25 protein-coding genes and 1 pseudogene are annotated in these 22,624 nt (G+C 71.5%); 7 read left to right on the top strand and 19 right to left on the bottom strand.

Annotated elements, in window-relative coordinates:
- Position 1: 1 nt before the first annotated feature.
- From gatC to ACIRU3_RS35795, 3 genes are all read right to left on the bottom strand, one after another.
- Entirely contained in the window at positions 2 to 298 is a 297-nt protein-coding gene (gene gatC, locus ACIRU3_RS35785; RefSeq protein ID WP_018531282.1) for an Asp-tRNA(Asn)/Glu-tRNA(Gln) amidotransferase subunit GatC, read from the bottom strand.
- Positions 299 to 404: 106 nt separating this feature from the next.
- On the bottom strand, positions 405 to 899 hold the full coding sequence (locus tag ACIRU3_RS35790) for a cupin domain-containing protein (RefSeq protein WP_404065582.1): 495 nt from the start codon (positions 897 to 899) through the stop codon (positions 405 to 407).
- A 32-nt stretch (positions 900 to 931) separates the two neighbouring features.
- Positions 932 to 1,303 carry a DUF4267 domain-containing protein gene (locus ACIRU3_RS35795; protein WP_404065584.1) on the bottom strand — a complete coding sequence of 124 codons (372 nt, stop codon included), beginning with the start codon at positions 1,301 to 1,303 and terminating at the stop codon, positions 932 to 934.
- Positions 1,304 to 1,390: 87 nt separating this feature from the next.
- Here ACIRU3_RS35795 and ACIRU3_RS35800 point away from each other — a divergent pair, with 87 nt between their 5' ends.
- Positions 1,391 to 1,969, top strand: a complete 579-nt coding sequence (locus ACIRU3_RS35800; RefSeq protein ID WP_404065587.1) for a TetR/AcrR family transcriptional regulator — start codon at positions 1,391 to 1,393, stop codon at positions 1,967 to 1,969.
- A gap of 98 nt (positions 1,970 to 2,067) precedes the next feature.
- On the opposite strand, the gene ACIRU3_RS35805 is transcribed toward ACIRU3_RS35800, so the two are convergent.
- From ACIRU3_RS35805 to ACIRU3_RS35830, 6 genes are all read right to left on the bottom strand, one after another.
- Entirely contained in the window at positions 2,068 to 4,308 is a 2,241-nt protein-coding gene (locus ACIRU3_RS35805; protein WP_404065590.1) for a putative bifunctional diguanylate cyclase/phosphodiesterase, read from the bottom strand.
- Between the two features lie 259 nt (positions 4,309 to 4,567).
- Complete coding sequence (gene ligA / locus ACIRU3_RS35810) at positions 4,568 to 6,766, bottom strand: NAD-dependent DNA ligase LigA (protein WP_404065593.1); 2,199 nt, start codon at positions 6,764 to 6,766, stop codon at positions 4,568 to 4,570.
- A 15-nt stretch (positions 6,767 to 6,781) separates the two neighbouring features.
- Positions 6,782 to 7,789: a methionine synthase gene (locus ACIRU3_RS35815; RefSeq protein ID WP_404065596.1), complete on the bottom strand. Its 1,008-nt coding sequence runs from the start codon at positions 7,787 to 7,789 to the stop codon at positions 6,782 to 6,784.
- A gap of 32 nt (positions 7,790 to 7,821) precedes the next feature.
- On the bottom strand, positions 7,822 to 8,220 hold the full coding sequence (locus tag ACIRU3_RS35820) for a hypothetical protein (RefSeq protein WP_404065598.1): 399 nt from the start codon (positions 8,218 to 8,220) through the stop codon (positions 7,822 to 7,824).
- Entirely contained in the window at positions 8,217 to 8,915 is a 699-nt protein-coding gene (locus ACIRU3_RS35825; protein ID WP_404065601.1) for an SDR family oxidoreductase, read from the bottom strand. Before ACIRU3_RS35825 ends, ACIRU3_RS35820 begins: the two co-directional genes overlap by 4 nt.
- 7 nt (positions 8,916 to 8,922) lie before the next feature.
- Complete coding sequence (locus tag ACIRU3_RS35830; RefSeq protein ID WP_404065604.1) at positions 8,923 to 9,462, bottom strand: TIGR00730 family Rossman fold protein; 540 nt, start codon at positions 9,460 to 9,462, stop codon at positions 8,923 to 8,925.
- Positions 9,463 to 9,513: 51 nt separating this feature from the next.
- Between ACIRU3_RS35830 and ACIRU3_RS35835 the strand changes: the two genes are divergently transcribed.
- Complete coding sequence (locus ACIRU3_RS35835) at positions 9,514 to 9,837, top strand: DUF427 domain-containing protein (protein ID WP_404065607.1); 324 nt, start codon at positions 9,514 to 9,516, stop codon at positions 9,835 to 9,837.
- A gap of 63 nt (positions 9,838 to 9,900) precedes the next feature.
- On the top strand, positions 9,901 to 10,683 hold the full coding sequence (locus ACIRU3_RS35840; protein WP_404065610.1) for an alpha/beta fold hydrolase: 783 nt from the start codon (positions 9,901 to 9,903) through the stop codon (positions 10,681 to 10,683).
- A 45-nt stretch (positions 10,684 to 10,728) separates the two neighbouring features.
- Here ACIRU3_RS35840 and mnmA read toward each other — a convergent pair whose 3' ends face one another.
- Positions 10,729 to 11,859, bottom strand: coding sequence for a tRNA 2-thiouridine(34) synthase MnmA (mnmA, locus tag ACIRU3_RS35845; RefSeq protein ID WP_404065613.1), 1,131 nt, complete (start codon positions 11,857 to 11,859; stop codon positions 10,729 to 10,731).
- A gap of 60 nt (positions 11,860 to 11,919) precedes the next feature.
- Here mnmA and ACIRU3_RS35850 point away from each other — a divergent pair, with 60 nt between their 5' ends.
- Positions 11,920 to 12,582, top strand: a complete 663-nt coding sequence (locus ACIRU3_RS35850) for an N-acetylmuramoyl-L-alanine amidase (RefSeq protein ID WP_404065616.1) — start codon at positions 11,920 to 11,922, stop codon at positions 12,580 to 12,582.
- A gap of 98 nt (positions 12,583 to 12,680) precedes the next feature.
- On the opposite strand, the gene ACIRU3_RS35855 is transcribed toward ACIRU3_RS35850, so the two are convergent.
- The 3 genes from ACIRU3_RS35855 to ACIRU3_RS35865 all read right to left on the bottom strand — a co-directional run bounded on the left by ACIRU3_RS35855 (position 12,681) and on the right by ACIRU3_RS35865 (position 14,494).
- Positions 12,681 to 13,850 carry a cysteine desulfurase family protein gene (locus ACIRU3_RS35855; protein WP_404065618.1) on the bottom strand — a complete coding sequence of 390 codons (1,170 nt, stop codon included), beginning with the start codon at positions 13,848 to 13,850 and terminating at the stop codon, positions 12,681 to 12,683.
- A 165-nt stretch (positions 13,851 to 14,015) separates the two neighbouring features.
- Positions 14,016 to 14,294, bottom strand: a complete 279-nt coding sequence (locus tag ACIRU3_RS35860; protein WP_404065620.1) for a DUF4190 domain-containing protein — start codon at positions 14,292 to 14,294, stop codon at positions 14,016 to 14,018.
- A 32-nt stretch (positions 14,295 to 14,326) separates the two neighbouring features.
- Entirely contained in the window at positions 14,327 to 14,494 is a 168-nt protein-coding gene (locus ACIRU3_RS35865) for a hypothetical protein (protein ID WP_404065622.1), read from the bottom strand.
- 145 nt (positions 14,495 to 14,639) lie between these two features.
- Between ACIRU3_RS35865 and ACIRU3_RS35870 the strand changes: the two genes are divergently transcribed.
- Positions 14,640 to 15,266, top strand: a complete 627-nt coding sequence (locus ACIRU3_RS35870) for a TetR family transcriptional regulator (protein WP_404065625.1) — start codon at positions 14,640 to 14,642, stop codon at positions 15,264 to 15,266.
- Between the two features lie 31 nt (positions 15,267 to 15,297).
- Here ACIRU3_RS35870 and ACIRU3_RS35875 read toward each other — a convergent pair whose 3' ends face one another.
- The gene (locus tag ACIRU3_RS35875) at positions 15,298 to 15,687 is read right to left on the bottom strand and encodes a hypothetical protein (RefSeq protein ID WP_404065628.1); all 390 of its coding nucleotides are present in this window, start codon (positions 15,685 to 15,687) and stop codon (positions 15,298 to 15,300) included.
- A gap of 94 nt (positions 15,688 to 15,781) precedes the next feature.
- Positions 15,782 to 16,479: pseudogene (locus ACIRU3_RS35880) on the bottom strand (helix-turn-helix transcriptional regulator); the annotation flags it as partial.
- 14 nt (positions 16,480 to 16,493) lie between these two features.
- Between ACIRU3_RS35880 and ACIRU3_RS35885 the strand changes: the two are divergent.
- Positions 16,494 to 16,790, top strand: coding sequence for a hypothetical protein (locus ACIRU3_RS35885; RefSeq protein ID WP_404065631.1), 297 nt, complete (start codon positions 16,494 to 16,496; stop codon positions 16,788 to 16,790).
- Here ACIRU3_RS35885 and ACIRU3_RS35890 read toward each other — a convergent pair.
- Positions 16,777 to 17,673 carry a thioesterase family protein gene (locus ACIRU3_RS35890; RefSeq protein WP_404065634.1) on the bottom strand — a complete coding sequence of 299 codons (897 nt, stop codon included), beginning with the start codon at positions 17,671 to 17,673 and terminating at the stop codon, positions 16,777 to 16,779. The genes ACIRU3_RS35885 and ACIRU3_RS35890 overlap by 14 nt on opposite strands.
- Positions 17,674 to 17,859: 186 nt before the next feature.
- Between ACIRU3_RS35890 and ACIRU3_RS35895 the strand changes: the two genes are divergently transcribed.
- Positions 17,860 to 19,116 (top strand): alpha/beta hydrolase, encoded by a 1,257-nt coding sequence (locus tag ACIRU3_RS35895; RefSeq protein WP_404065637.1) that lies wholly within the window; start codon positions 17,860 to 17,862, stop codon positions 19,114 to 19,116.
- Here the strand turns inward: ACIRU3_RS35895 and ACIRU3_RS35900 are convergent.
- The 3 genes from ACIRU3_RS35900 to ACIRU3_RS35910 form a co-directional block, all read right to left on the bottom strand.
- Entirely contained in the window at positions 19,025 to 19,684 is a 660-nt protein-coding gene (locus tag ACIRU3_RS35900; RefSeq protein WP_404065640.1) for a trimeric intracellular cation channel family protein, read from the bottom strand. The genes ACIRU3_RS35895 and ACIRU3_RS35900 overlap by 92 nt on opposite strands.
- A 47-nt stretch (positions 19,685 to 19,731) precedes the next feature.
- Positions 19,732 to 21,123: a M1 family metallopeptidase gene (locus tag ACIRU3_RS35905; protein WP_404065643.1), complete on the bottom strand. Its 1,392-nt coding sequence runs from the start codon at positions 21,121 to 21,123 to the stop codon at positions 19,732 to 19,734.
- Between the two features lie 96 nt (positions 21,124 to 21,219).
- The gene (locus ACIRU3_RS35910; RefSeq protein ID WP_404065645.1) at positions 21,220 to 22,614 is read right to left on the bottom strand and encodes a dipeptide ABC transporter ATP-binding protein; all 1,395 of its coding nucleotides are present in this window, start codon (positions 22,612 to 22,614) and stop codon (positions 21,220 to 21,222) included.
- Between the last annotated feature and the right edge of the window lie 10 nt (positions 22,615 to 22,624).

Genomic DNA, 22,624 nt, shown 5'->3' on the forward strand with positions numbered 1-22,624 from the left:
GTCAGTCCTCCCCCAGGATCTGCGGCACCTTGAAACGCTGCTGCTCCTGGGCCGGGGCGCCGGAGAGCGCCTGCTCGGGGGTGAGCGAGGGACGGACCTCGTCCGCGCGCATGACGTTCGTCAGCGGCAGCGGGTGGGAGGTCGGCGGTACGTCTTGGTCGGCGACCTCGCTGACGCGTGCGACCGCGCCGATGATGTCGTCCAGCTGTCCCGCGAAGTGGTCGAGTTCTTCGGGCTTCAGCTCCAGACGCGCCAGCCGGGCGAGGTGGGCGACCTCCTCGCGCGTGATGCCAGGCATGCAGCGATCCTCTGGGGTGAGTGTGTGTGGTTTGGGCTCAATCCTATGGGGCGGGGCCCCGTGCCCGTTAAACGGTTTCCCGGGGCCCCGTCTCGGCCTCGGCTTCTCAGCCTCGGCGCCCGTCCCAGGCCTCGCTCCTCATGAAGTGGTTGTCGTACAGCTCCTGCACGTCCAGGAGGCTCTCCGGGGCGGCTTCACCGAGGGCGACACGCTGGAGGTGGCGGAAGTATTCGAAGCGCTCGACGCCCGGCGTGATGACGATGAGCAGGTCGGCGTCGGCGCCGGGTACGGCGGCGAAGGCGTGCGGCTTGCCGGGCGGGACGATGACGAGATCGCCCGGGCCCGCGGTGACGACGTCGTCGCCGGAGAGGATGTCGGCGGCGCCGTCCAGCAGGAAGAACATCTCGGCGGAGTTGTCGTGCCGGTGCGGCTTGGCGCCGTCGGCGCCGGCCGTGAGGGTGATGCGCTGGGTGGACAGGGCGCCACCGGTCCGGCTGCTGTCGGCCAGCAGGCGCACGGTGGTGGGCGCGCGGCCGACGACTTCGGCCTCGGCGTCCCGGACGATCACGGACTCGTCGAACTTCGGAACGATCAGCGACATGCTTCAGACCCCCGGTGATGATGCTGACGTGGTCAGACGAGGAACAGCAGTGCGGCGCTGATGAGTACAACGACCGCCGTGGCGAAGTGGATCCCGAAAGCCACGGCCTTTGCGCCGCCGCTGCGCAGGACTATCAGCGTGTCGCCGAGCGGGACAAGGGCCACGCAGACCATGAACCAGGCCTCGGCGTGCGCTCCGGCGAAGGCCAGCAGCGCCAGACCCAGCAGGCCGAAGGTGCCGTCTCTCAGACCCTTGACCGTGAGGTAGGCGCCGGCGTCGCCGTCCGGCCGGGCGGGGACGCCGTAGCCGGTCGCGGCGGGGCCGGGCTGGAACAGGAACCGGTACCCGAGGAACACGCAGAACAGGTCGAGCACAACAGCCAGGGTGTACGCGGTGACCGTCACGTCTTCTCTCCTTGCTAGCAGCGCTAGGGACAAGAGCGAAGCTAGCAGAGCGTCGACAGAATTGCTAGCGGTGCTAGAATCACGGTCATGTCGATCCAGACGCGCCGGGAGCGCGAACGAGCGGAACGCGAGCGGCTGATCGTCACAGCCGCACGGGAGCTGGCGGAGGCGGAGGGCTGGGACGCGGTGACCACGCGCCGGCTGGCCGCCGAGATCGAGTACAGCCAGCCGGTCCTCTACAGCCACTTCAAGGGCAAGGACGCGATCATGGCCGCGGTCGCGGTGCAGGGCTGCGCGGATCTGGCGGTGGAGCTGCGGGCGGCGCGCGCGGCGGCACCGGGCGCGCGGGAGTCACTGGCGGCGGTGGCGCGGACGTACACGTCCTTCGCCCGGCGACGGCCGGCCCTCTACGACGCGATGTTCACCCACCTGGTCGATCTGCCGTTCGCCACGGCCCAGGCCCCGGCGCCCCTGCGGGAGGCGTTCGGCGAGCTGTTCCAGGCGGTGGAGCCGATCGCCGTCGAGGGCGACGATCCGGGCCTCCTGACGGAGACGTTCTGGGCGGCCCTGCACGGCCTGGCGACCCTGATGCGCAGCGGACGCCTGCCGGAGGAGGGCCATGAGACGCGGCTGGCCCTGCTGATCGGACACTTCACGGGCAGCTGAGTACCCGCGGTCGCCGGCGGCGAGCAGCCCCACGGGAAGGGCATCCGTCCGGCCGAGGTGAACGGGCCGGCGGGAAAAGTCCCGGGAAACCGGGAAAGCTATTCGGCGGCCGGCAGCGCGGCGCGCGGTCGCTGCCAGCCGCGGGAGCCCCGGGCCAGCAGCCATGCCGTCGCCTCCTCCGGGGGCATCGCCGCGGCGACCAGCCACCCCTGCACCGCGTCACAGCCGAGGTCCCGCAGCCGCTCCCAGGTCTCGTCGTCCTCCACACCTTCGGCGACGACCAGCAGCCCCAGCGAGTGCGCCAGGTCGACCGTGCAGCGCACGATCTCCGCGTCCTCGGTGTCCACGGCCAGCCGGGCCACGAAGGACCGGTCGATCTTCAGCTCGCTCACCGGCAGCCGGCGCAGATGCACCAGCGAGGAGTACCCGGTGCCGAAGTCGTCCAGGGACATCTTCACGCCGTGCCCGGTGAGCCCGGCGAGGGTGTCGGCGGCCCGCTGCGGATCCTCCAGCAGCACATGCTCGGTTATCTCCAGCTGGAGCGCGCCCGCGGGCACTCCGTGCCGGGCCAGCCGGGCGGCGACGGAGCCCGCGAAGCCGGGCGTGTGGACGTCGCGCGGGGAGACGTTCACCGCCACCGGCACCCGCAGCCCCTGGGCGCGCCACCGGGCGACCTGTGCGAGCGCGGTCTCCAGCACGTACTCCGTCAGATGGGGCATCAGCCCCGAGGACTCGGCGATCGCTATGAACTCGTCCGGCGGCACCTTCCCGCGCTCGGGATGCACCCACCGCACCAGCGCCTCGAGCCCGGCGACCTGTCCGTCGAAGCGGACTTTCGGCTGGTAGTGCAGCTCCACCTCCTGCGCGTCCAGCGCCCGGCGCAGATCGCCCAGCAGGCCCAGCCGGTCCGGGGTGTTGGAGTCCCGCTTGGACTCGTAGACCTCGACGCCCGTACGGTCCCGCTTCGCCTGGTACATCGCCACATCGGCCCGCCGCAGCAGCCCCTCGGCGTCCAGCGCGTGGTCGGGGAAGACGGCGACTCCCGCGCTGGCCTCCAGGACGAGGGTGAGCCCGTCGAGGTCGAGCGGGGAGCTGAGGGCGGCGACGAGACCTCGGGCGACACGCGTGGCCGACGTGGTGGAGTCGGCTACGGGCAGTAAGACGGCGAACTCGTCACCGCCGAGCCGGGCGGCCTCCGCGCCGCGCGGCAGGGCGACCCGGAGCCGGTCGGCTATCTGCAACAGCAGCCGGTCACCGGCGAGATGCCCCAGAGTGTCGTTCACCGACCGGAAACGATCGAGGTCGATCAGCATGAGGGCGGCGCGCGCGCCGATCCGCTCGGCGTCGTCGAGGGCGGTCCAGATCCGCTCCAGCAGCCACTGCCGGTTGGGCAGCCCGGTCAGCGGGTCGCGCAGCTGCTCCTCGGCACGGGCCCGGGCCATCCACAGCGTGGAGTCGAGGGCGATCAGCGGGATGGCGAACAGCGGAAGCAGGATCGGCCGGGCATCGGCGACCACGCACACCAGCGGGGCGATGCCGAGCAGTGCGACGGCGACCAGACCCTGTCTGACCAGGGCGGTCCGGGCGACGGTGGGCAGTCCGCCACCGCGCGGTGCGTGCAGGTACCACAGCAGGCCGCGGCTGACCGCGAGGTAGGCGGCCGCCACGAGCACCACCTCGGGTGCGGTGGTGATGCTCCATTTGTCGGGACTCCAGGGGTCCTCGACGGTCGGTATGCGCCCGAAGGAGCCGAGCAGCAGGGCGCCGGCGCTGATCCCGAGGATGTCCACCGCGCCGTGCAGCACGCCCTGCCGCCAGCGGTTACGCCTGGCTATGCCCACCAGGACGACGACGGTGAGGCTGACCATCCCGGCCGGCACCCAGCCGTACAGCAGCAGGACGGCGAGCGTGAGGGCGGCGCCGGAGCCGGTGCCGCCCCACCAGCGGGCGCGGCCGAGCATCACGAGATGGCCGACGATGATGCCGGTGAGGACGGCCAGCGACCAGCCGAGCGTGCCACCCGGGAAGAGCGCGTGGTTGCCGCTGAAGGCGCGGTAGAAGCCCGCGCCGAGGGCGAATCCGGCGGCGGCCACGAGGCCCGCGGGCAGCGCGGGCCAGGACGGATGCCGTTCGGATTCGGTACCGGGCAGCGCGGGGGCGGGCTCGATGGCCAGGGGGATCGGTGTGTGTGTCTCGGCGGCGGTGACCGGTCCGGTCTTACGTGATCGGGTGCCCGTGCGCTCGGCGCCCCGTCCGGTCCAGCGGCTCCCCCGCCACGCGCCCGCGCGGCGGCGCAGGCGCAGCCGTGAGTCCGGGGCGGCGCTCTCGGTCGGTTCCATTCCCGTCCCTCTCACAGCCGGCGGTGCCCACGCCACGCGGCCCGATGCCCGACAACCATCAGCGGCTCCGCGTTGAAGAAACCTTCCCCGCGCCCTTCGCGGGCAGGGGGATGCCCCAACCGCAGCTGGGCACGGCAGGTGCACACCTCAACAGTAGGCCGCAGAAGGCTTCCTCGGGCAGCGGTCGTCGACGGTTGCCCGAAAGCGCCCGGGCCACCCGTATGCAACTGATATGCGCCGAACAGGTGGCCTTCAACCGCTACTCCTCGGTCGGAAGCGCGACTTCGGCCGCCGCTTCGGGGCCCTGCTCCAGAAGGACACCGAAACCGTCCTCGTTCAGAACAGGAACCTTGAGCTGCATGGCCTTGTCGTACTTCGACCCCGGATTGTCACCTACAACCACAAACGAGGTCTTCTTCGAAACCGAACCGGTCACCTTCGCGCCACGACTCTGCAGGGCCTCCTTGGCGCCGTCCCGGGTGAAGTCCTCCAGCGTGCCGGTCACAACAACGGTGAGCCCCTCCAGCGGGCGCGGCCCCTCGTCCTCGCCGGACGACTGGTCCTCCAGCGGAACTCCGGCCGCCTTCCACTTGCGGACGATCTCGCGGTGCCAGTCCTCGGCGAACCACTCCTTGAGGGCGGCGGCGATGATGGCACCGACGCCGTCGGTGGCGGCCAGCTCCTCCTCGGTGGCCTGTTCGATGCGGTCGAGGGAGCGGAACTCGCGCGCGAGGGCCTGCGCCGCCACCGGGCCGACGTGCCGGATGGAGAGCCCGTTCAGGAAGCGGGCGAGCGGACGGGACTTGGCCGCCTCGATGTTCTCCAGCAGCGCGAGGGTGTTCTTCTTCGGCTCGCCCTTCTGGTTGGCGAAGACCGTGACGACCTTCTCCTCGCCGGTCTTGGGGTCCCGCTTGGGCAGGCCGCTGTCCGGGTCGAGGACGTACGCCTTGATGGGCAGGAGCTTCTCGACGGTCAGGTCGAACAGGTCGCCCTCGTCCACCAGCGGCGGGTCGGCAGGCTCCAGCGGGCGGGTGAGCGCGGCCGCGGCCACCTGGCCGAAGTTTTCGATGTCCAGGCTCTCGCGGCCCGCGAGATAGGAGACGCGCTCGCGCAACTGGGCCGGGCAGGTACGCGCGTTGGGGCAGCGGAGGTCGATGTCGCCCTCCTTCATGGGCCGCAGGGGCGTCCCGCACTCGGGGCACTCGCCCGGCATCACGAACTCCCGCTCGCTGCCGTCCCGTAGGTCGGCCACCGGGCCGAGGATCTCCGGGATGACGTCACCGGCCTTACGGATCACCACGGTGTCGCCGATGAGCACGCCCTTGGTCTTGACGACCTCCTGGTTGTGCAGGGTGGCGAACTCGACCTCGCTGCCCGCGACCGTGACCGGTTCGACCTGCGCGTACGGCGTGACGCGGCCGGTGCGGCCGACGCCCACCTTGATGTCGATGAGCTTGGTGTTGACCTCTTCCGGCGCGTACTTGTAGGCGATCGCCCAGCGCGGGGCGCGCGCGGTGGAGCCGAGGCGGCCCTGGAGCCGGATCTCGTCCAGCTTGATCACGGCACCGTCGATCTCGTGCTCCACGGAGTGGCGCATCTCGCCGTCGTAGTGGGCGATGAACTGCCGTACGCCGTCGAGGTCGTCGACCACCCGGTTGTGCGTGGAGGTGGGCAGGCCCCAGGTCTTCAGCAGGTCGTAGGCCTGGGAGAGGCGGGTCATGCCCGTGAAGCCCTCCAGTGCGCCGATGCCGTGCACGACCATGTGCAGCGGGCGGGTGGCGGTGACCCTCGGGTCCTTCTGGCGCAGCGAACCGGCGGCGGCGTTGCGCGGGTTGGCGAAGGGCTTGTCGCCGGCGGCGACCAGGCGGGCGTTCAGCTCCTCGAACTTCTCCATCGGGAAGTAGACCTCGCCGCGGATCTCCACGAGGTCGGGGACGTCGTCGCCCTTGAGGCGGTCCGGGATCTCCGCGATGGTACGGACGTTCGGGGTGATGTCCTCGCCGGTGCGGCCGTCGCCGCGCGTCGCCGCGCGCGTGAGGCGGCCGTTCTCGTAGGTGAGGTTGACGGCGAGGCCGTCGACCTTCAGCTCGCACAGGAAGTGGTACTCCTGGTCGCCCAGCTCCCGGGCGATACGGTCGGCCCAGGCGGCGAGTTCCTCGTCGTTGAAGGTGTTGTCGAGGGAGAGCATCCGTTGGCGGTGCTCGACCGCCGTGAACTCCGTCGCGTACGACCCCGCGACCTTCTGGGTCGGCGAGTCCGGCGTGCGCAGCTCCGGGTACTGCTCCTCCAGCGCCTCCAGCGTCTTGAGGAACTGGTCGAACTCCGCGTCGCTGATGACGGGAGCGTCCTTCACGTAGTACCGGAAGCGGTGCTCCTCGACCTGCTCCGCGAGCTGGGCGTGCTTGTCGCGGGCCTCGGCGGGCACCGCCGTCGTCTCCGCTTGCTTGTCGCCGGCCACCGTGTTGTCCTCCCGTTACTCTGGGTTGTCCGCGAGTGATCTCGCCGCCCGGACGCAGTGGGCGAGCACCTGGCGCGCGTACGCGGGTGATGCGCCCGCGAGACCGCATGCCGGGGTGACCGTGACCGCCTCCGCCAGCAGCCCGGGACGCAGCCCCAGCCTGCGCCACAGCGTCCTGACACCCATGACGCTACCGGCAGGGTCCGACAATGGGCCGTCCGTGCCCGGCACGACACCGGCGAACAGCCGGGTGCCGGCTTCCACGGCCTCACCGATGGCGTCGTCATCACGCTCGGTGAGGAGTGAGAAGTCGAAGGAAACGGCGGCCGCACCCGCCCGGCCCAGCAGGGCGAACGGGACCTCGGGCGCGCAGGAGTGGACCACGACCGGTCCGTCGCCGTGCACCCCGACGACGTCCCTGAGGGTGGCCTCCACGATCTGCCGGTCCACGGCCCGGTGGGCGCGGTAGCCGCTGGCCGTGCGGACCTGCCCGCGCAGTACGGCGGTGAGGGAGGGCTCGTCGAGCTGGAGGACGAGCCGGGCACCCGGGATCCGGCGCCGCACCTCGGCGAGATGCTGGCGCAGGCCCTCGGTCAGCGAGGCGGCGAGGTCGCGGCAGGCGCCGGGGTCCGACAGGGCGGCCTCGCCGTTCTTCAGCTCCAGGGCGGCGGCGAGCGTCCACGGCCCGACCGCCTGCACTTTGAGGTCGCCCTCGTACCCCTGGGTGAACTCCTCCAGGGCGTCGAGGTCCTCACCCAGCCAGGACCGGGCCCGTTTGGTGTCCCGGCCGGGCCGGTCGCCGATGCGCCAGCCGCTCGGCTCCACGCGCGCGTACAGCTCGACCAGCATCCCGGCGGTACGGCCGATCATGTCGGCGCCCGGCCCCCGCCCGGGCAGCTCGGCGAGGAACGGAAAGTCCTCGAAGCTGCCGGTGACGGTCTTGGCCGCCTCCCGTGCGTCCCCTCCGGGCATGGACCCGACCCCGGTGGCTCCGCCGAACCTGAACTCCCTGTATTCGCTCACCCCGGCAGGGTACGTAACGTCGGCGGGTGCCCTCACAACCAGTGAGCGCCGTACCGGCTCAGGAAGGCCCGCAGACCCTCCGGATCGGCCACCACGAGGTTGTTCCGGAAGCGGCCGCGCTCCCACGCGAGGTCGGTACCGCCGTGGAGACTGCCGGCGCCGGTGAACTCGCACTCGGCGTCCAGCAGGGCCACCGTCAGGCTGCCGTGGCAGCGGCAGATGTCGCCGGCGAACTCGCCGGCGGTGGTGAGCGCGCGCAGCCGCGCGAGGCCGTCCGGGTCGAACAGCTCGCCGAGGACCGGCCGGTCGGCGAGCGGGCCACCGTGATCCCCGCCCGCCAGGATCAGCGCGGCCTCGGTCCGGGACCAGGTCTCCTCCAGCCAGGCCAGGACCTCGTCCCCGCTCGCCCGTCTCCGGCCCTCCCGGGTCACCGCCCCGGCCGCACCGTCAGATCGTTGACCTCCGCGTCCCTCGGCAGGTCCAGGGACATCAGGATCGCCGTGGCGACCGACTCGGGGTCGATCCACTGGGCGGGGTCGTAGTCCTTGCCCTCCTGCTGGTGGACCTTGGCCTGCATGGGGCTGGCCGTGCGGCCGGGGTAGACGGTGGTCACGCGGACGCCGTTGCCGTGCTCCTCCTGGCGCAGGGAGTCGGCCAGGGCCTTCAGACCGTGCTTGGAGGCCGCGTACGCGGACCAGGCGGCGTGGGCGGCAAGACCTGCGCCCGAGTTGACGAAGATCACATGGCCGTGGGCGGCACGGAGCTGGGGCAGGAAGTGCCGGGTCAGCTCGGCCGGGGCGATCAGATTGACGTTGAGCTGGTGGCGCCAGGACTTGGGGGTCAGCTCGCCGACCTCGCCGAGGTCCACGACACCGGCGATGTGCAGCAGTGAGTCCACCCGGTCCGGCAGTGTCTGGTGGGAGAAGGCCCAGGAGAGCTTGTCGGGGTCGGCCAGGTCGCCCACCAGGGTGCGCGCCCCGGGAAACTCGGCCGCCAGCTCCTTCGCGCGGCCCGCGTCGCGCGCGTGCAGCACGAGTTCGTCCCCGCGCGCGTGCAGCCGGCGGGCGACGGCGGCGCCGATGCCGGAACCGGCCCCGGTGATCACATGAGTAGCCATGCCCGCCATGCTCGCATCACCGGGCGCCGAGCGACTCCTCCAGGTAGGCCAGCGCACCCACCGGCTCCTCGGCGAAGAACACCAGCTCGGACAGCGGACGCGGCAGGAAGCCCTCGTCCTCCATGCGGCGGAACTGCTCCTTGAGGCCGTCGTAGAAGCCCGCCGTGTTCAGCAGCACCACCGGCTTCTCGGTGCGGCCGTGCTTCTTCAGCTCCAGGATCTCGGTGGCCTCGTCCAGCGTCCCGGTGCCGCCGACCATGATGACCACGGCGTCGGCCTTGTCCAGGAGCAGCTTCTTGCGCTCGGCGAGGTCGGCCGCGATGACCATCTCGTCGGCGCCGGGCCGTGCCTTCGTCGCGAGGAACTCGACGGAGACACCCAGCAGCCTGCCGCCCGCCTCCTGCACGCCGTCGGCGACCACCTTCATCAGACCGACGTTGGAGCCGCCCCAGACCAGCGTGTGCCCGCCCTTGCCGAGCAGTTCCGCGAAGTCGCGCGCGGGACGCGTGTAGCGCTCGTCGAGGTCGGCGGCGGAGAGGAAGACGCAGATGTTCATGTCCCCCACCGTACGCGGGAAGAAGTACGGGCCCGCCGGCGCTGTTCCGGCATGACCCAAGGACACACGATCACCATCGAACAGGGCGAGCGGCACGTGCGCGTGGTGCACGGCGGCCGGGTACTCGCGGAGAGCGACCGTCCCCTCGTACTGCGCGAGACGGGCTGTCCGGTGCGGTACTACATCCCGGCCGAGGACGTCCGCACGGATCTGCTCACCCCCTCCGACACGCACACCGTCTGCCCCTTCAAGGGCACCGCGTCCTACTGGTCGCTGCCGGACGCGCCCGACCTGGTGTGGGCCTACCCGGACCCGAGGCCGGACGTGGCGGAGATCAAGGACCACCTGTGCTTCTACGAGGTCGAGGTGTCGTGACCTTCGGCGGCACCGACGTGTCGTGAGCGATGAGTCGGCCGCCGTGCGGCAGTCTGCACCGGCATGGACAAGAAGACGACTTCCCGCGACGGCACGTCCCTCGCGTACGGAGTGCTCGGCCAGGGGCCGACGGTGATCCTGGTGAGCGGCGCGATGTCCACCGGCGGCACCGTGACGCCCCTGGCACACCGGCTCGCGGACCGCTGCACGGCCGTCGTCTACGACCGCCGGGGCCGCGGCGGAAGCGGTGACACGGCGCCGTACGCGGTGGAGCGCGAGGTCGAGGACCTGGCCGCGCTGATCGACGCGGTGGGCGGTACGGCGGCGCTGTTCGGGGTCTCCTCGGGCGGTGCGCTGGTGCTGGAGGCGGCGGCGAGCGGCCTGCCGGTGCGTCAGGCGGCGGTGTACGAGGTGCCGTTCGCGGACCACCTGGCGGGCGGCGCCGAGCGCATGGCCGAGTACACGACGAACCTGGGGACGGCGCTCGGCGCCGGCCGCCGCGGGGACGCCGTGGAGCTGTTCCTGCGGCTGACGGGCCTCGGCGAGGACATGATCCAGGGCGCCCGCCAGTCCCCGATGTGGGCCGGCATGGAGGCCGTGGCGCCGAGCCTGGCCTACGACAACGCGGTCATGGGCGGCGGCCTGCTGCCCCGCGAGCGCTTGGCCGCGATCTCCGTGCCCGTGCTGTCGGTCGCGGGCGGGGCGAGCCCGCAGTGGCTGCTGGAGGCCGGCCGGGCGGTCGCGGAGGCGGTGCCGCAGGGCTCGTACCGGGTCCTGGAGGGCCAGACGCACATGGTGGATCCGCAGGTGCTGGGGCCGGTGCTCACCGAGTTCCTCACCGGATGAGCGGGCGCCCCGGCCGGGTCCGGCCGGGGTTCCTGCCCAGGGCCGCTACACCGCCGCCGCGGTCACGCGCGTGGTCGACGCGATGGTCGCCGAGCCCACCACGCGCGTGCCGTCGTACAGCACGACGGCCTGGCCCGGGGCGACGCCGCGGACCGGCTCGGTGAAGCTGACGCGCAGTTCGCCGTCGACCGGTTCCGCGGTGACCTCGGTCTCGCCGCCGTGGGCGCGGAGCTGGGCGGTGTAGGTGCCGGGGCCGGTGGGGGCGGTGCCGCACCAGCGGGGCTTGATCGCCGTCAGCGCGGTGACGTCCAGGGCGGACGCCGGGCCGACCGTCACCGTGTTGTCGACCGGGGAGATGTCGAGGACGTAGCGCGGCTTGCCGTCGGGGGCCGGGGTGCCGATCCGGAGTCCCTTGCGCTGGCCGATGGTGAAGCCGTACGCCCCCTCGTGCGTGCCCAGCCTGGCACCGGACTCGTCGACGATGTCGCCCTCCGCCCTGCCGAGCCGCTGGGCCAGGAAGCCCTGGGTGTCGCCGTCGGCGATGAAGCAGATGTCGTGCGAGTCGGGCTTCTTGGCGACCGCCAGGCCCCGGCGCTCGGCCTCCGCGCGGATCTCCTCCTTGGTGGTGACCGTGTCGCCCAGCGGGAACATCGCGTGGGCGAGCTGCTGCTCGTCCAGGACGCCGAGGACGTACGACTGGTCCTTGGCCATGTCGGAGGCGCGGTGCAGCTCGCGGGAGCCGTCCTGGGTGAGGATCACCTTCGCGTAGTGACCGGTGCAGACGGCGTCGAAGCCGAGCGCCAGCGCTTTGTCCAGCAGCGCCGCGAACTTGATCTTCTCGTTGCAGCGCAGGCACGGGTTGGGGGTGCGGCCGGCCTCGTACTCGGCGATGAAGTCCTCGACGACGTCCTCGCGGAAGCGGTCGGCGAGGTCCCACACATAGAACGGGATGCCGATGACGTCGGCGGCGCGGCGGGCGTCGCGCGAGTCCTCGATGGTGCAACAGCCCCGCGCGCCGGTACGGAAGGATTGAGGGTTCGCGGAGAGCGCGAGATGGACGCCGGTCACGTCGTGGCCGGCTTCCGCGGCGCGCGCGGCGGCGACGGCGGAGTCGACTCCGCCGGACATGGCTGCGAGGACGCGGAGGGGGCGGGTGCGCTGCGGGGTGTCAGTCATAGCCCTTCCAGAGTACGGGGGCGCGGGAACCGGGACCGCCGGATATCCGTTGACGATCACATGGGGGCGAGAACCGGGGCGGCAGCGAGCGACGGGGACCGGCGGCTGGGGCGGCGGGCCCTGCTCGTCGGCGGCGCCGCGGCCGCGGTGGGCACGGCCGTGCTGGCCCGCGAGGAGCTGTCCCGTCTGTGGTGGCGGCTGCCCGGGGTGGTCAAGCCGCGGGTGGCCGGGGCCGTCGACTTCCGGGGCGCGCGCTGGGTGGCGGCCTCGCCGGCGAACTACCGGCGGGCGGACCGGCCGGACGACTACCGGGTCGACCGGGTGGTCATCCATGTCACGCAGGGCGGCTACGCATCGGCGGTGAAGGTCTTCCAGGACCCGGCGCACGGAGCCGCCGCGCACTACATCGTGCGCAAGGACGGCCGGATCACCCAGCTGATCCGCGAGCTGGACGTGGCCTTCCACGCGGGCAACCGGGAGTACAACGAGCACAGTGTCGGCATCGAGCACGAGGGCTTCGTGGAGGACCCCTCCTCCTTCACGGAGGCGATGTACGCCGCCTCGGCCCGCCTGACGGCCGCGATCTGCGGGCGCTACGGCATACCCGCCGACCGGGAGCACATCCTCGGGCACGTGGAGGTGCCGGGGACGGATCACACGGACCCCGGGCGGCACTGGGACTGGGACCGCTATCTGCGGCTGGTACGGCAGGCGCGGACCTGAGGCGTCGAGCGGGGCCCAGGACCTGTCCGGCGGATCGGGCCGGCTGCGGACCGCGGTCCCTCATCACCGCGATTCCGGCATGATCCGCCGGACATGCCCTACGTCAGCCCGGCCGCCCGGGCCCGCTCCACGGCCGGGCCGATCGCCTTCGCGACGGCCTCGACGTCGGCGTCCGTGGACGTGTGGCCGAGGGAGAAGCGCAGGGTGCCGCGGGCCAGCTCCGGGTCGGCGCCGGTGGCCAGCAGGACGTGGCTGGGCTGGGCGACGCCCGCGGTGCAGGCGGAGCCGGTGGAGCACTCGATGCCCTGGGCGTCCAGCAGGAGCAGCAGGGAGTCACCCTCGCAGCCGGGGAAGGTGAAGTGGGCATTGGCCGGGAGACGGCCCTCGGGAGCCGGGTCACCGCCGAGGATCACGTCCGGTACGGCCGCGCGGACGGCGTCGATCAGCCGGTCCCGCAGGGCGCCGATCTCGGTGGCGAACCACTCGCGCCGCTCGGCGGCGAGACGGCCGGCCACCGCGAAGGATGCCACGGCGGGGACGTCGAGGGTGCCGGAGCGGACATGGCGTTCCTGGCCGCCGCCGTGCAGGACAGGCACGGGGGTGTACTCACGGCCGAGGAGCAGGGCGCCGACGCCGTAGGGGCCGCCGACCTTGTGGCCCGACACCGTCATTGCGGCCAGACCGGAGGCGCCGAAGTCGACCGGGACCTGGCCGAAGGCCTGGACCGCGTCGGCGTGCAGCGGGATGCCGGACTCCGCTGCCACGTCGGCGAGTTCGCGGACCGGCATGATCGTGCCGATCTCGTTGTTGGCCCACATCACGGTGGCCAGGGCGACGTCGTCGGGGTTGCGGGCGACGGCCTCGCGCAGGGCCTCGGGACTGACGCGGCCGCAGGAGTCGACCGGGAGGTACTCGACGGTGGCGCCCTCGTGTTCACCGAGCCAGTGCACGGCGTCGAGTACGGCGTGGTGCTCGACGGGGCTGGCCAGGATGCGGGTGCGGGCCGGGTCGGCGGCGCGGCGGGACCAGTACAGGCCCTTCACCGCGAGGTTGTCGGCCTCGGTGCCGCCCGCGGTCAGCACGACCTCGCTGGGCCGGGCGCCCAGCGCCTCGGCAAGGGTTTCGCGGGACTCCTCGACCGTACGGCGGGCCCGGCGGCCGGAGGCGTGCAGGGAGGACGCGTTGCCGGTGATGCTCAGTTGGGCGGTCAGGGCCTCTGCCGCCTCCGGGAGCATCGGGGTCGTGGCGGCGTGGTCGAGATAAGCCATGGTGTGGCCGATTCTACGGGCCCCCCGTGGCGCCCTTGCGGGCCGCCTCGGCCACGGCTGTGGTGGACGGCTGGCGTATCTGCTCGCCCACTGCGGTAGTGCGCCGCTACGGCCGCGCCCCGTCGTCCTCGGGGCCCTGCCGTCGTCAGGCGGTACTGCTCGGGCTCAGAGGCTCCACGACACCGTGTTGGACATCTCCATGGCGACCACCAGGACCGCCAGGTCGGCAATGCCCAGGCCCAGGCCCAGATACGCGCGCCCGCGCCGGGACGTGCCCCGCCAGAGGGCGACGGCGGCCAGGACGATGGCGATCGGGCCGAGGAAGACGTTGAGGACGAGCAGGCCGAGAAGGCCGAGGATGAAGGACGCCACGGCCATGCCGTCGGCGTCGCGCATGCGCGAACGGGTTTCGGTGCGGCCGGTGGCCGGTGCGGTGAGTTGCATGGTGCTCAGCTCCTGGGAGTCGTTTCGGACGGTCAGTTGGCCGAGGTGCTGCGGCGGCGGCCGTGGCGCTCGCGGATCGCGAAGACGGCGAGCCAGGCGGCGATGACCGCGGCGGCGACCGCGGTGACGGCCAGCGGTGCGTGGGCGACGGTGCCCAGCACCACACCGAGCAGCATGAGTGCGGCGACTAGGAACAGCATGGGATCAGATCCCCCCTCCGAGATGCCTTGTGTGTGGCGTCTGTAAAGTCTCGGTGAACAGTTGTAGTAACAGTTGTTCACTGACTTTGAGTCTAGCGCGTCCCGCGGCTTTTAAATTCCAGAGAACAGTTGTTAACTGGATGACATGAGTCACACCCTCGGCATCCGGCAGGCCCAGAAGCAGAAGACCCGGCAGGCGTTCCTGGACGCGGCGCTCGCGCTGCTGGAGGAGCAGAGCCTGAGCAGCCTCGGCCTGCGCGAGGTCACCCGTGCCGTCGGTGTCGCCCCGACCGCCTTCTACCGGCACTTCCGCTCCACCGCCGACCTCGGTGTCGCCCTGGTCGACGAGGCGCTGGGCAGCCTGCACCCGATGGTGCGCACGACGGTGTCCACGGCGGGCGACAGCGAGGAGCGCATCACACGCGCGATCGAGCTGATCGCGCACCACGTGGACACATATCCCGCGCATGTCCGGTTCATCGCGCGCGAGCGGCACGGCGGGGTCCAGCCCGTGCGCGAGGCCATCCAGGCCCAACTGGCCCGGTTCGCCGAGGAGGTGAAGGCCGAGCTGGCCAAGGACCCGCAGGCCGAGGGCTGGAACGACGACGACGTGCTGATGCTCGCGCACCTCTATGTGGACCAGATGCTCATCACGGCCTCGCTCTTCCTCGAGGCCCTGGAGGCTCCGAACGACGAGCGGGAGCGCGTCGCCCAGCGCGCCACCCGGCAGATGCGGCTCATCAGCATCGGCCGCCGGCACTGGCTGGGCTGACGCGCTCGGGCCGCCCTGGCGTCCCTTACGGTCAGCCCTGCTGAGCCTGATCCCCGGCGGCCTGTCCACCGGTCTGTCCTCCGGCCTGGCCGCCGCCCGCAGCGCCGCAGCCGCCCCGGCCGCCCCCGGGGCCGCCCTGGCCGCCGCCGGGCGCACCGCTCGGCATGCCCGAGGGCGCACCGCTCGGCCGGCCCGACGGTGTCCCGGCCGGCTCGGCGGTGGAGGCTCCCGAGGGCGCGCCGGACGGCGCCCCGCCGGGACGGCGCGCACCGCCCGTCGGCATGCCGGACGGAGCCCGACAGGCCTGTCGGCCGGAGTCGCCGCCGGTCGAGGAGGACGCGTCGCCCGAGCCGCACGCGCTCAGCAGCAGCGGGGACAGTGCCAGGAGGGCGACGGCGGGGACGAGGCGTGCACGCTTCATGAGAGACAGCTCCACGAAAGATGAGGGAATCCTGAGGCGGGCACTCAACCAATGGCGGCTAGGGCGTTCTTGGGGCCACCCTGTCCGCCGGCTGTCAATCGGGTAAAGCCGGCCTCAAGTACCGCCACCCACCTGGTTTTTCATCCTCGGCCGGGCCCACCCCCTGGTACAGGGCCGTGACACAACGGGCCGCCCGCAGCAGTTCCGCGCGCCCCGGGCGGGCCGAGGACCTCCACCTGGCCGGATAACGCCGGCAGTCGGCGCACCGCACGCAGCAGCGGGTACGACGGCCGGGAGGTGACCCGGTCGCTCTCACCGTCGCCGTCGGGCAGTCCGGTCAGCTGCGCGGCCGCCATGCGCTGGAACAGGTCGAGGCGTTCGCGGCGGATCCGCACGGTGACGTCGATCGGGCTCTCCGGCCGATCCTCCACCTGGCGGCGCAGTACCTCCCGGACGCCGGCGGGTTCGACGCCCGTCCGGCGGCGCACGGGATCGTCGAGCAGGCGAGCCGAGCGCACCCGGTCGGCGCGGAACAGCCGTGGCGCGCCCCGCCGGTCGGCGACCAGCTACCGGACCCCGGCCTTGGCGACCAGGCCGTACGGGTCCACGGCGCACGCCCGCGGCTCCCGCTCCCCGCTGTGCCGGCAGCGCAGCTTCAGCCGCCGGTCCGAGAACACCGCGTCCTGCAGCGCCTCCAGGTCGACGGCCTGGTGCGGGCCCGCCCTTCCACCGGGCGGCGTCGACCAGGATCCGGCGGCTGGTGACCTCGGCCGCGGTTCCTGAAGGCCTGGGCGAGCGACGACCGGATGGCGACCCCGGTGCAGGTGCCCCGCGGCACGGTCCCCGGCCACGCGGCGCTCTCGGGCTACGTGATGGGGATCGTGGCCCACACCTGGGACTTCGCCGAGGCCCTCGGCCACCCCCACGGCCTCGCCCCGGAGCCGGCCGGCTCCGCGCTCGCCACCGCCCGCCAGGTGCTCCCCGGCTTCCGCCCCCGCGACGGGCGAACCCCCTTCAGCGCCCGCAGGGAAGCAGCCGAAGACGCCGGGCCCTACGAGCAGCCGGCGGCCTGGCTGGGCCGCACACCGCTCAGCCGAGCCTGACCCGGGCGAGTTGGCGGGACTGGGCGACCAGGCGGTCCTCGCTGTCCCAGACCTCCGCGTCCTCCTCCAGGAAGCCGCCGGCCAGGTTGCGCGTGGTGATCGACACGCGCAGCGGGCCGGGGGCCGGGCGGTGGCGGACGTGGACGGTGAGTTCGACGGTGGGCACCCAGCCCTTGAGGCCGATCTCGAAGGCGGTGGGCGGCAGGGCGTCCACCGCGAGGAGGAGGGAGAGCGGGTCGGCGTCACGGCCGTCGGCGAGGCCGAACCAGGCGCGCATCTCGCCCTTGCCGGAGGGTGCGCCGAGCGCCCAGCCGAGGGTGGCGGGGTCGAGCTTGAGCATCAGCCGGTCGGTGATGGCCGAGCTGCCCGGGATCGGGGCCGGGGAGTCGTCCGGGCCGAAGCACTCCGCCTGCGGCGGGATCGCGGGCGGGGCCGCCGTCGTACGGACGTCGTCGGGAAGTGTGGCGAGGTCGCCGTAGGAGGCGAGGACGCGGATGCGTTCCACCTCGTTGCCCTGCTCGTCGTACTGGAAGAGCGAGGCCTGGCCGGTGGAGAGGGTGCGGCCGGTGCGTACCGTCTCGGTGCGGACGATCGCCGGGCCCGGCTGGGACGCGGTCAGGTAGTGCGCGGAGACGGTGAAGGGGTCCGGGTGCGGGAGGGTGTCCGCGAGGGCCCGGCCGAGGACGGCCAGCAGATAGCCGCCGTTGACGGCGTTGATGATGGTCCAGCCGGCGGAGAGGTCGATGTCGTAGACCCCGGGCTCGCGCCGGGTGACCGCCGTGTCGCGATCGAACTCGCTGTCGCCGATCACGGCCCGCGTCGGGGGTCCCCCCGCTCGAGCGAAGCCGAGAGTGGGGGAGGGTACGGAAGCTGCTTCTGGCATACCTGAACGGTACAACAGGAAATTACTAAGCGGTAGCTTTGGATGGTGCGGGTGGATGAACGGATCCGGCCCGACCGGTGACGAAATCCGGCCGGTTCCACCCTGCCGAGTGAGGTTCCGGCAATTTCTAGGTAAGTGCCCCGACACGTCCACAACCCCGAACCCTGGATTCCCCTCTATGAGGGCATGAGCCTCACCGGGACTCCGTTCCTCTACACGACCGTCGTGCTGTCGGTGGTCGCCGTCATATTGCCGCTCGTCCTGTGGTCGAGGATGCGGGGGCCCAAGCCCCTGCGCGCCGCCGCCCGGGTGCTGATGCTGCTGTTCGCCCAGGGCACGGCGGTCACACTGGTCTTCGTGCTGGTCAACAACCAGAACAACCTGTACGACAACTGGGCCGACCTGCTCGGTACCGGCAACCATGTCCAGCAGGCCGCCGACCTCGGCCGGGACGGCACCGGTGGCATAGCGCTGAAACGGTTGCCCAAGGTCAAGCAGGACTTCAGAACGGCCGGCGGGCCCGGTATGCACGCGGCCGGCGGGGTGCGCGTCACCCAGCTCAAGGGCCGGGTCTCCGGCGTGAACGCCGAGGTCTACGTCTGGCTGCCGCCCCAGTACGACGACCCGGCGTACCGCAACAAGAAGTTCCCGGTCGTGGAGCTGCTGCCCGGCTACCCCGGCTCCGCGAAGGCCTGGTTCGGGGCGATGAAGGCGCACGAACAGTTGCTGCCGCTGATGAGGAGCGGCGAGGTGGCGCCCTTCATCCTGGTCGCCCCGCGCACCAACCTGCTGGCCGGTGTGGACACCGGCTGCGCCAACATCCCCGGCCAGGTCAACGCCGACAGCTGGCTCAGCATCGACGTACCGAAGATGGTCATGGACAACTTCCGGGCCCAGCCGGCACCCCGGGGCTGGGCGCTGGCCGGGTACTCGGCGGGCGCGCACTGCGCGGTCAAGCTGGCCGCGGCACACCCGGACCGGTACCGGGCCGCGGTGAGCATGTCCGGCTACAACGACCCGATCGGCGAGCGCAACTCCCTCGCCGCACAGAGCCCCACCCTGCGCGCCGAGAACAATCCCTACCTGATCCTCAAGAAGGCGGCCGTGCCGCCCCGGATCGCGCTGTACGTCTCCGGCGAGTCCGGCGACGGCTACCAGGCGGGCGTGGCCCTGGAGTCCATCGCCAAGGCGCCGACGACCGTGCATGTGGTGTTCCTGCCGCGCAGCGCGGGCGGGCACACCATGGCGCTGTGGCAGCCGCAGGTCACCACGGCGTTCCGCTGGCTGACCCTGCAGATGGGCCAGAATCACGCCCAGGGCCAGGACCGGTCCCTGACCGGGGCCGCCGGGGCTACTCCTCTCTCACCGTCGAACGACGGTTCCACGCGCGCGGCGCTCGCCAGTGGTACTTCATCGCCAGCAGGCGCAGGACGAAAGCGGTGACGACCGCGAGCCCGCTGGTGAACGGGGTCAGGGCGTCGTAGCGGATGCACAGCACCACCATCGTGGCGCCCACGATCGCCGGTACCGCGTACAGGTCGCGGTCCCAGCGCAGCAGCGAGGGAACCTCATTGGCGAGCACGTCGCGGAGCACACCGCCGCCGACCGCGGTGGCGAGGCCCAGGGTCGCGGACGCGGTCAGGTTGAGGCCGTAGGAGTACGCCTTCGTCGTGCCGGTGACACAGAACAGGCCGAGGCCGGCCGCGTCGAAGACGAGGACTGCCGCCTGGATGCGCTCCACGTGCGGATGCAGGAAGAAGACGACGAGTGTGGCGATGAGCGGGGTGAGGAAGTACCCGAGGTCCGTGAAGGCCGCCGGGGGCACGGCCCCGATGACCACGTCACGGAACAGCCCTCCGCCCAGCGCGGTGACCTCGGCGAGCACGGCGATGCCGAACACGTCGAAGTTCTTCCGGACGGCGAGCAGCGCGCCGGAGATCGCGAACACGAAGATGCCGATGACATCGAGCGTGTGCTGGACGGAGGGACTGAAGAGTTGCTGCAGCTGCACCCTGACATTCTCACCTGTCAAGGGGTGTGCACCTTACAAAGCCAGGCCTAGAGGGTCGGCTTGCCTGTCGTGAACAGCCAGGTGTCGAACAGATCGTCCAGCTGCCGCCCGCTGATCCGCTCGGCGAGGCGGATGAAGTCGGCCGTGTCCGCGTTGCCGTACCGGTGGAGCCGGGTCCAGGCGGGCAGCAGCCGGAAGAACGCCCGGTCGCCGATCCGCTCCCGCAGCACCTGGAGCGTCATCGCGCCGCGCTGGTAGACGGCGGAGGCGAACATCGTGTCCCGTTGCGGGTCGGCCACCTTGATCTGCCAGAAGGAGGAGTCCGCGGGGCGGGTGTCGTAGGCGGCGACGAAGGAGTCGTGGGCCGAGCGGGTGCCCTGGTGCTCAGCCCACAGCCACTGGGCGTAGGTGGCGAAGCCCTCGTTGAGCCAGATGTCCTTCCACTGCGCCACGCTCACCGAGTCGCCGAACCACTGGTGGGCCAGCTCGTGCACGATGGTCGTCTCGTTGCGCACCGCCGAGTAGGCGGGCTTGCTCTGCACCTCCAGCGAGAACCCGGCCTCGGGCATGTCGTCGACGATCGCGCCGGTCTCCTCGAAGGGATACGGCCCGAAGACCTGCGACCAGTAGTCGGTGGCGGCGGCGGTGACGGCGTACACGTCGACGCTGTTGCCGTTCTTCAGCACGGGGTCGATGGCGACGTAGATCGGGATACCGCCGGGGGTGCGGCCGGTGCGCACATCGAACTTCCCGATGGTGGCGGTCGCGAGGTACGTGGCCATCGGCCGCCTCTCCCGCCAGTGGGTGTACGTCGAACCGCCCCGGTCGTACGTCGACACGAGCCCGCCGTTGGAGACTCCGGTCAGGCCCCTGGGCGCCTTGATCCGGATGTCGTAGGTGGCCTTGTCGGCGGGGTGGTCGCTGGACGGGAACCAGGTGGAGGCGGCGTTGGGCTCGCAGGCGACGAAGACACCGTCGCCGGTCTTCATCCAGCCGTACTTGGAGCCGAAGACGATGGGGCCGCCGAGCGGCTCGGGTATGCCGCCGTAGGTGACCGACACGGTGAACTCGCGGCCCTTGGCCAGGGTTCGGCGCGGGGTGACGGTGACCTCGTCGCCGTCACGCGTGAACCGGGCGCGTCTGCCGTCGACCTCGACCCTCGTGATCTCCAGCTGCTGCAGGTCGAGGTCGAAGGAGGAGAGGTTCTGGGTGGCGCGCGCGATGAGGGTCGCACGGCCGTCCAGACGGCCGGTGTCCGGAGCGTAGGCGATGTCCAGGTCGTAGTGGCGGGCGTCGAAGCCGCCGTTGCCGAGCTTCGGGAAATAGGGGTCGCCGATACCGGGAGCGCCCGTGGTGGGGGCGGAGGAGGCGGCGATGACGAAGAACGAAGCCGCCGCGGTGGCGACAGTTCCTAAGCGTGCCGAACGGGAGAGTTTCATGAGTCGTCCCTTCGAGCGTGTGCCGATCAGGCGAACACGGACGACTCTGAACTCTCCCATTCAGGCATGTACATGACTTTGCCAACCCGTCATGCGTTACTTCTCGGTTGGCTGCTGACCCTCGTCCTCCTCGGCGGACTCGGTCGACTCGCCGGACTCAGTCGACTCGGCAGACTCGCCGGACTCAGTCGACTCGGCAGACTCGCCGGACTCAGTCGACTCGGCAGACTCGCCGGACTCAGTCGACTCGGCGGACTCGCCGGACTCGGTCGAGTCGCCGGACTCGGCGGACTCGGTCGAGTCGGCGGACTCGCTCACCTCCGCCGCCAGCGCCGCCGAGGTCTCCGCCGACTCGGCAAGTACCTCGTCGGCGACCAGCTCGGCCGCCTCCTTGGCCACGGTCAGCAGCACCGTGTCCTGCGGGGCCTGGTCCTCGAAGTTCTCCGGGTGGTGGCAGGCGACCTGCTGGCCGGGCTTCAGCTCCACGAGCTTCGGCTCAGTGGTCTTGCAGATCTCCGTCGCCTTCCAGCACCGGGTGTGGAACCGGCAGCCGCTCGGCGGGGAGATCGGCGAGGGCACGTCGCCCTTGAGCAGGATGCGCTCGCTCTTGGCGTTCTTGCGCCGCGGGTCCGGGATCGGCACCGCCGACATGAGCGCCTTGGTGTACGGGTGCATCGGCTCCCTGTACAGCGACTCACGGTCGGCCAGCTCGACGATCTTGCCCAGGTACATCACCGCAATCCGGTCCGAGACGTGCCGGACGACCGAGAGGTCGTGCGCGATGATCACGTACGTCAGGCCCAGCTCCTGCTGGAGGTCGTCCAGCAGGTTCACGACCTGCGCCTGGATCGACACGTCCAGCGCGGAGACCGGCTCGTCCGCCACGACCAGCCTCGGGTTCAGCGCGAGCGCCCGGGCGATGCCGATGCGCTGGCGCTGGCCGCCCGAGAACTCGTGCGGATAGCGGTTGTAGTGCTCGGGGTTGAGACCGACCACCGACAGCAGCCGCTGCACTTCCTTCTTGATGCCGCCCTCGGGCTCGACGCCCTGGAGCTTGAAGGGGGCGCCGACGATCGTGCCGATGGTGTGGCGCGGGTTCAGCGACGAGTAGGGGTCCTGGAAGATCATCTGCACGTCGCGGCGCAGCGGGCGCATCCCGCCGACGCCGAGGTGCGTGATGTCCTTGCCCTCGAACTCGATCTTCCCGGCGGTCGGTTCGAGCAGCCGGGTGATCAGCCGGCCCATCGTCGACTTGCCACAGCCGGACTCGCCCACGACGCCGAGGGTCTCGCCGGCCTTGACCTCGAAGTCGATGCCGTCGACCGCGTGCACCGCGCCGACCTGCCGCTGGAACAGCCCCTTCTTGATGGGGAAGTGCTTCTGGAGACCGGTCACCTTCAGCAGGGTCTCGCCGGGAGCGGCGTCCTCGGTGAGGGTGGCCGTGCCGGAGACCTTGGGCTCGGCGCCGTCGCTCTGTGCAGGGATGCTCACTGCCTTGTCC

Source organism: Streptomyces sp. NPDC101151, assembly GCF_044768335.1.
GTDB lineage: Bacteria > Actinomycetota > Actinomycetes > Streptomycetales > Streptomycetaceae > Streptomyces.

Excerpts from the sequence above, each read along its gene's own strand:
- gatC (WP_018531282.1), bottom strand. The coding sequence starts at position 298 with ATGCCTGGCATCACGCGCGAGGAGGTCGCCCACCTCGCCCGGCTGGCG.
- ACIRU3_RS35790 (WP_404065582.1), bottom strand. The coding sequence starts at position 899 with ATGTCGCTGATCGTTCCGAAGTTCGACGAGTCCGTGATCGTCCGGGAC.
- ACIRU3_RS35800 (WP_404065587.1), top strand. The coding sequence starts at position 1,391 with ATGTCGATCCAGACGCGCCGGGAGCGCGAACGAGCGGAACGCGAGCGG.
- ACIRU3_RS35805 (WP_404065590.1), bottom strand. The coding sequence starts at position 4,308 with ATGGAACCGACCGAGAGCGCCGCCCCGGACTCACGGCTGCGCCTGCGC.
- ACIRU3_RS35825 (WP_404065601.1), bottom strand. The coding sequence starts at position 8,915 with ATGGCGGGCATGGCTACTCATGTGATCACCGGGGCCGGTTCCGGCATC.
- ACIRU3_RS35830 (WP_404065604.1), bottom strand. The coding sequence starts at position 9,462 with ATGAACATCTGCGTCTTCCTCTCCGCCGCCGACCTCGACGAGCGCTAC.
- ACIRU3_RS35835 (WP_404065607.1), top strand. The coding sequence starts at position 9,514 with ATGACCCAAGGACACACGATCACCATCGAACAGGGCGAGCGGCACGTG.
- ACIRU3_RS35840 (WP_404065610.1), top strand. The coding sequence starts at position 9,901 with ATGGACAAGAAGACGACTTCCCGCGACGGCACGTCCCTCGCGTACGGA.
- mnmA (WP_404065613.1), bottom strand. The coding sequence starts at position 11,859 with ATGACTGACACCCCGCAGCGCACCCGCCCCCTCCGCGTCCTCGCAGCC.
- ACIRU3_RS35850 (WP_404065616.1), top strand. The coding sequence starts at position 11,920 with ATGGGGGCGAGAACCGGGGCGGCAGCGAGCGACGGGGACCGGCGGCTG.
- ACIRU3_RS35855 (WP_404065618.1), bottom strand. The coding sequence starts at position 13,850 with ATGGCTTATCTCGACCACGCCGCCACGACCCCGATGCTCCCGGAGGCG.
- ACIRU3_RS35860 (WP_404065620.1), bottom strand. The coding sequence starts at position 14,294 with ATGCAACTCACCGCACCGGCCACCGGCCGCACCGAAACCCGTTCGCGC.
- ACIRU3_RS35865 (WP_404065622.1), bottom strand. The coding sequence starts at position 14,494 with ATGCTGTTCCTAGTCGCCGCACTCATGCTGCTCGGTGTGGTGCTGGGC.
- ACIRU3_RS35870 (WP_404065625.1), top strand. The coding sequence starts at position 14,640 with ATGAGTCACACCCTCGGCATCCGGCAGGCCCAGAAGCAGAAGACCCGG.
- ACIRU3_RS35875 (WP_404065628.1), bottom strand. The coding sequence starts at position 15,687 with ATGAAGCGTGCACGCCTCGTCCCCGCCGTCGCCCTCCTGGCACTGTCC.
- ACIRU3_RS35885 (WP_404065631.1), top strand. The coding sequence starts at position 16,494 with ATGGCGACCCCGGTGCAGGTGCCCCGCGGCACGGTCCCCGGCCACGCG.
- ACIRU3_RS35890 (WP_404065634.1), bottom strand. The coding sequence starts at position 17,673 with ATGCCAGAAGCAGCTTCCGTACCCTCCCCCACTCTCGGCTTCGCTCGA.
- ACIRU3_RS35895 (WP_404065637.1), top strand. The coding sequence starts at position 17,860 with ATGAGCCTCACCGGGACTCCGTTCCTCTACACGACCGTCGTGCTGTCG.
- ACIRU3_RS35905 (WP_404065643.1), bottom strand. The coding sequence starts at position 21,123 with ATGAAACTCTCCCGTTCGGCACGCTTAGGAACTGTCGCCACCGCGGCG.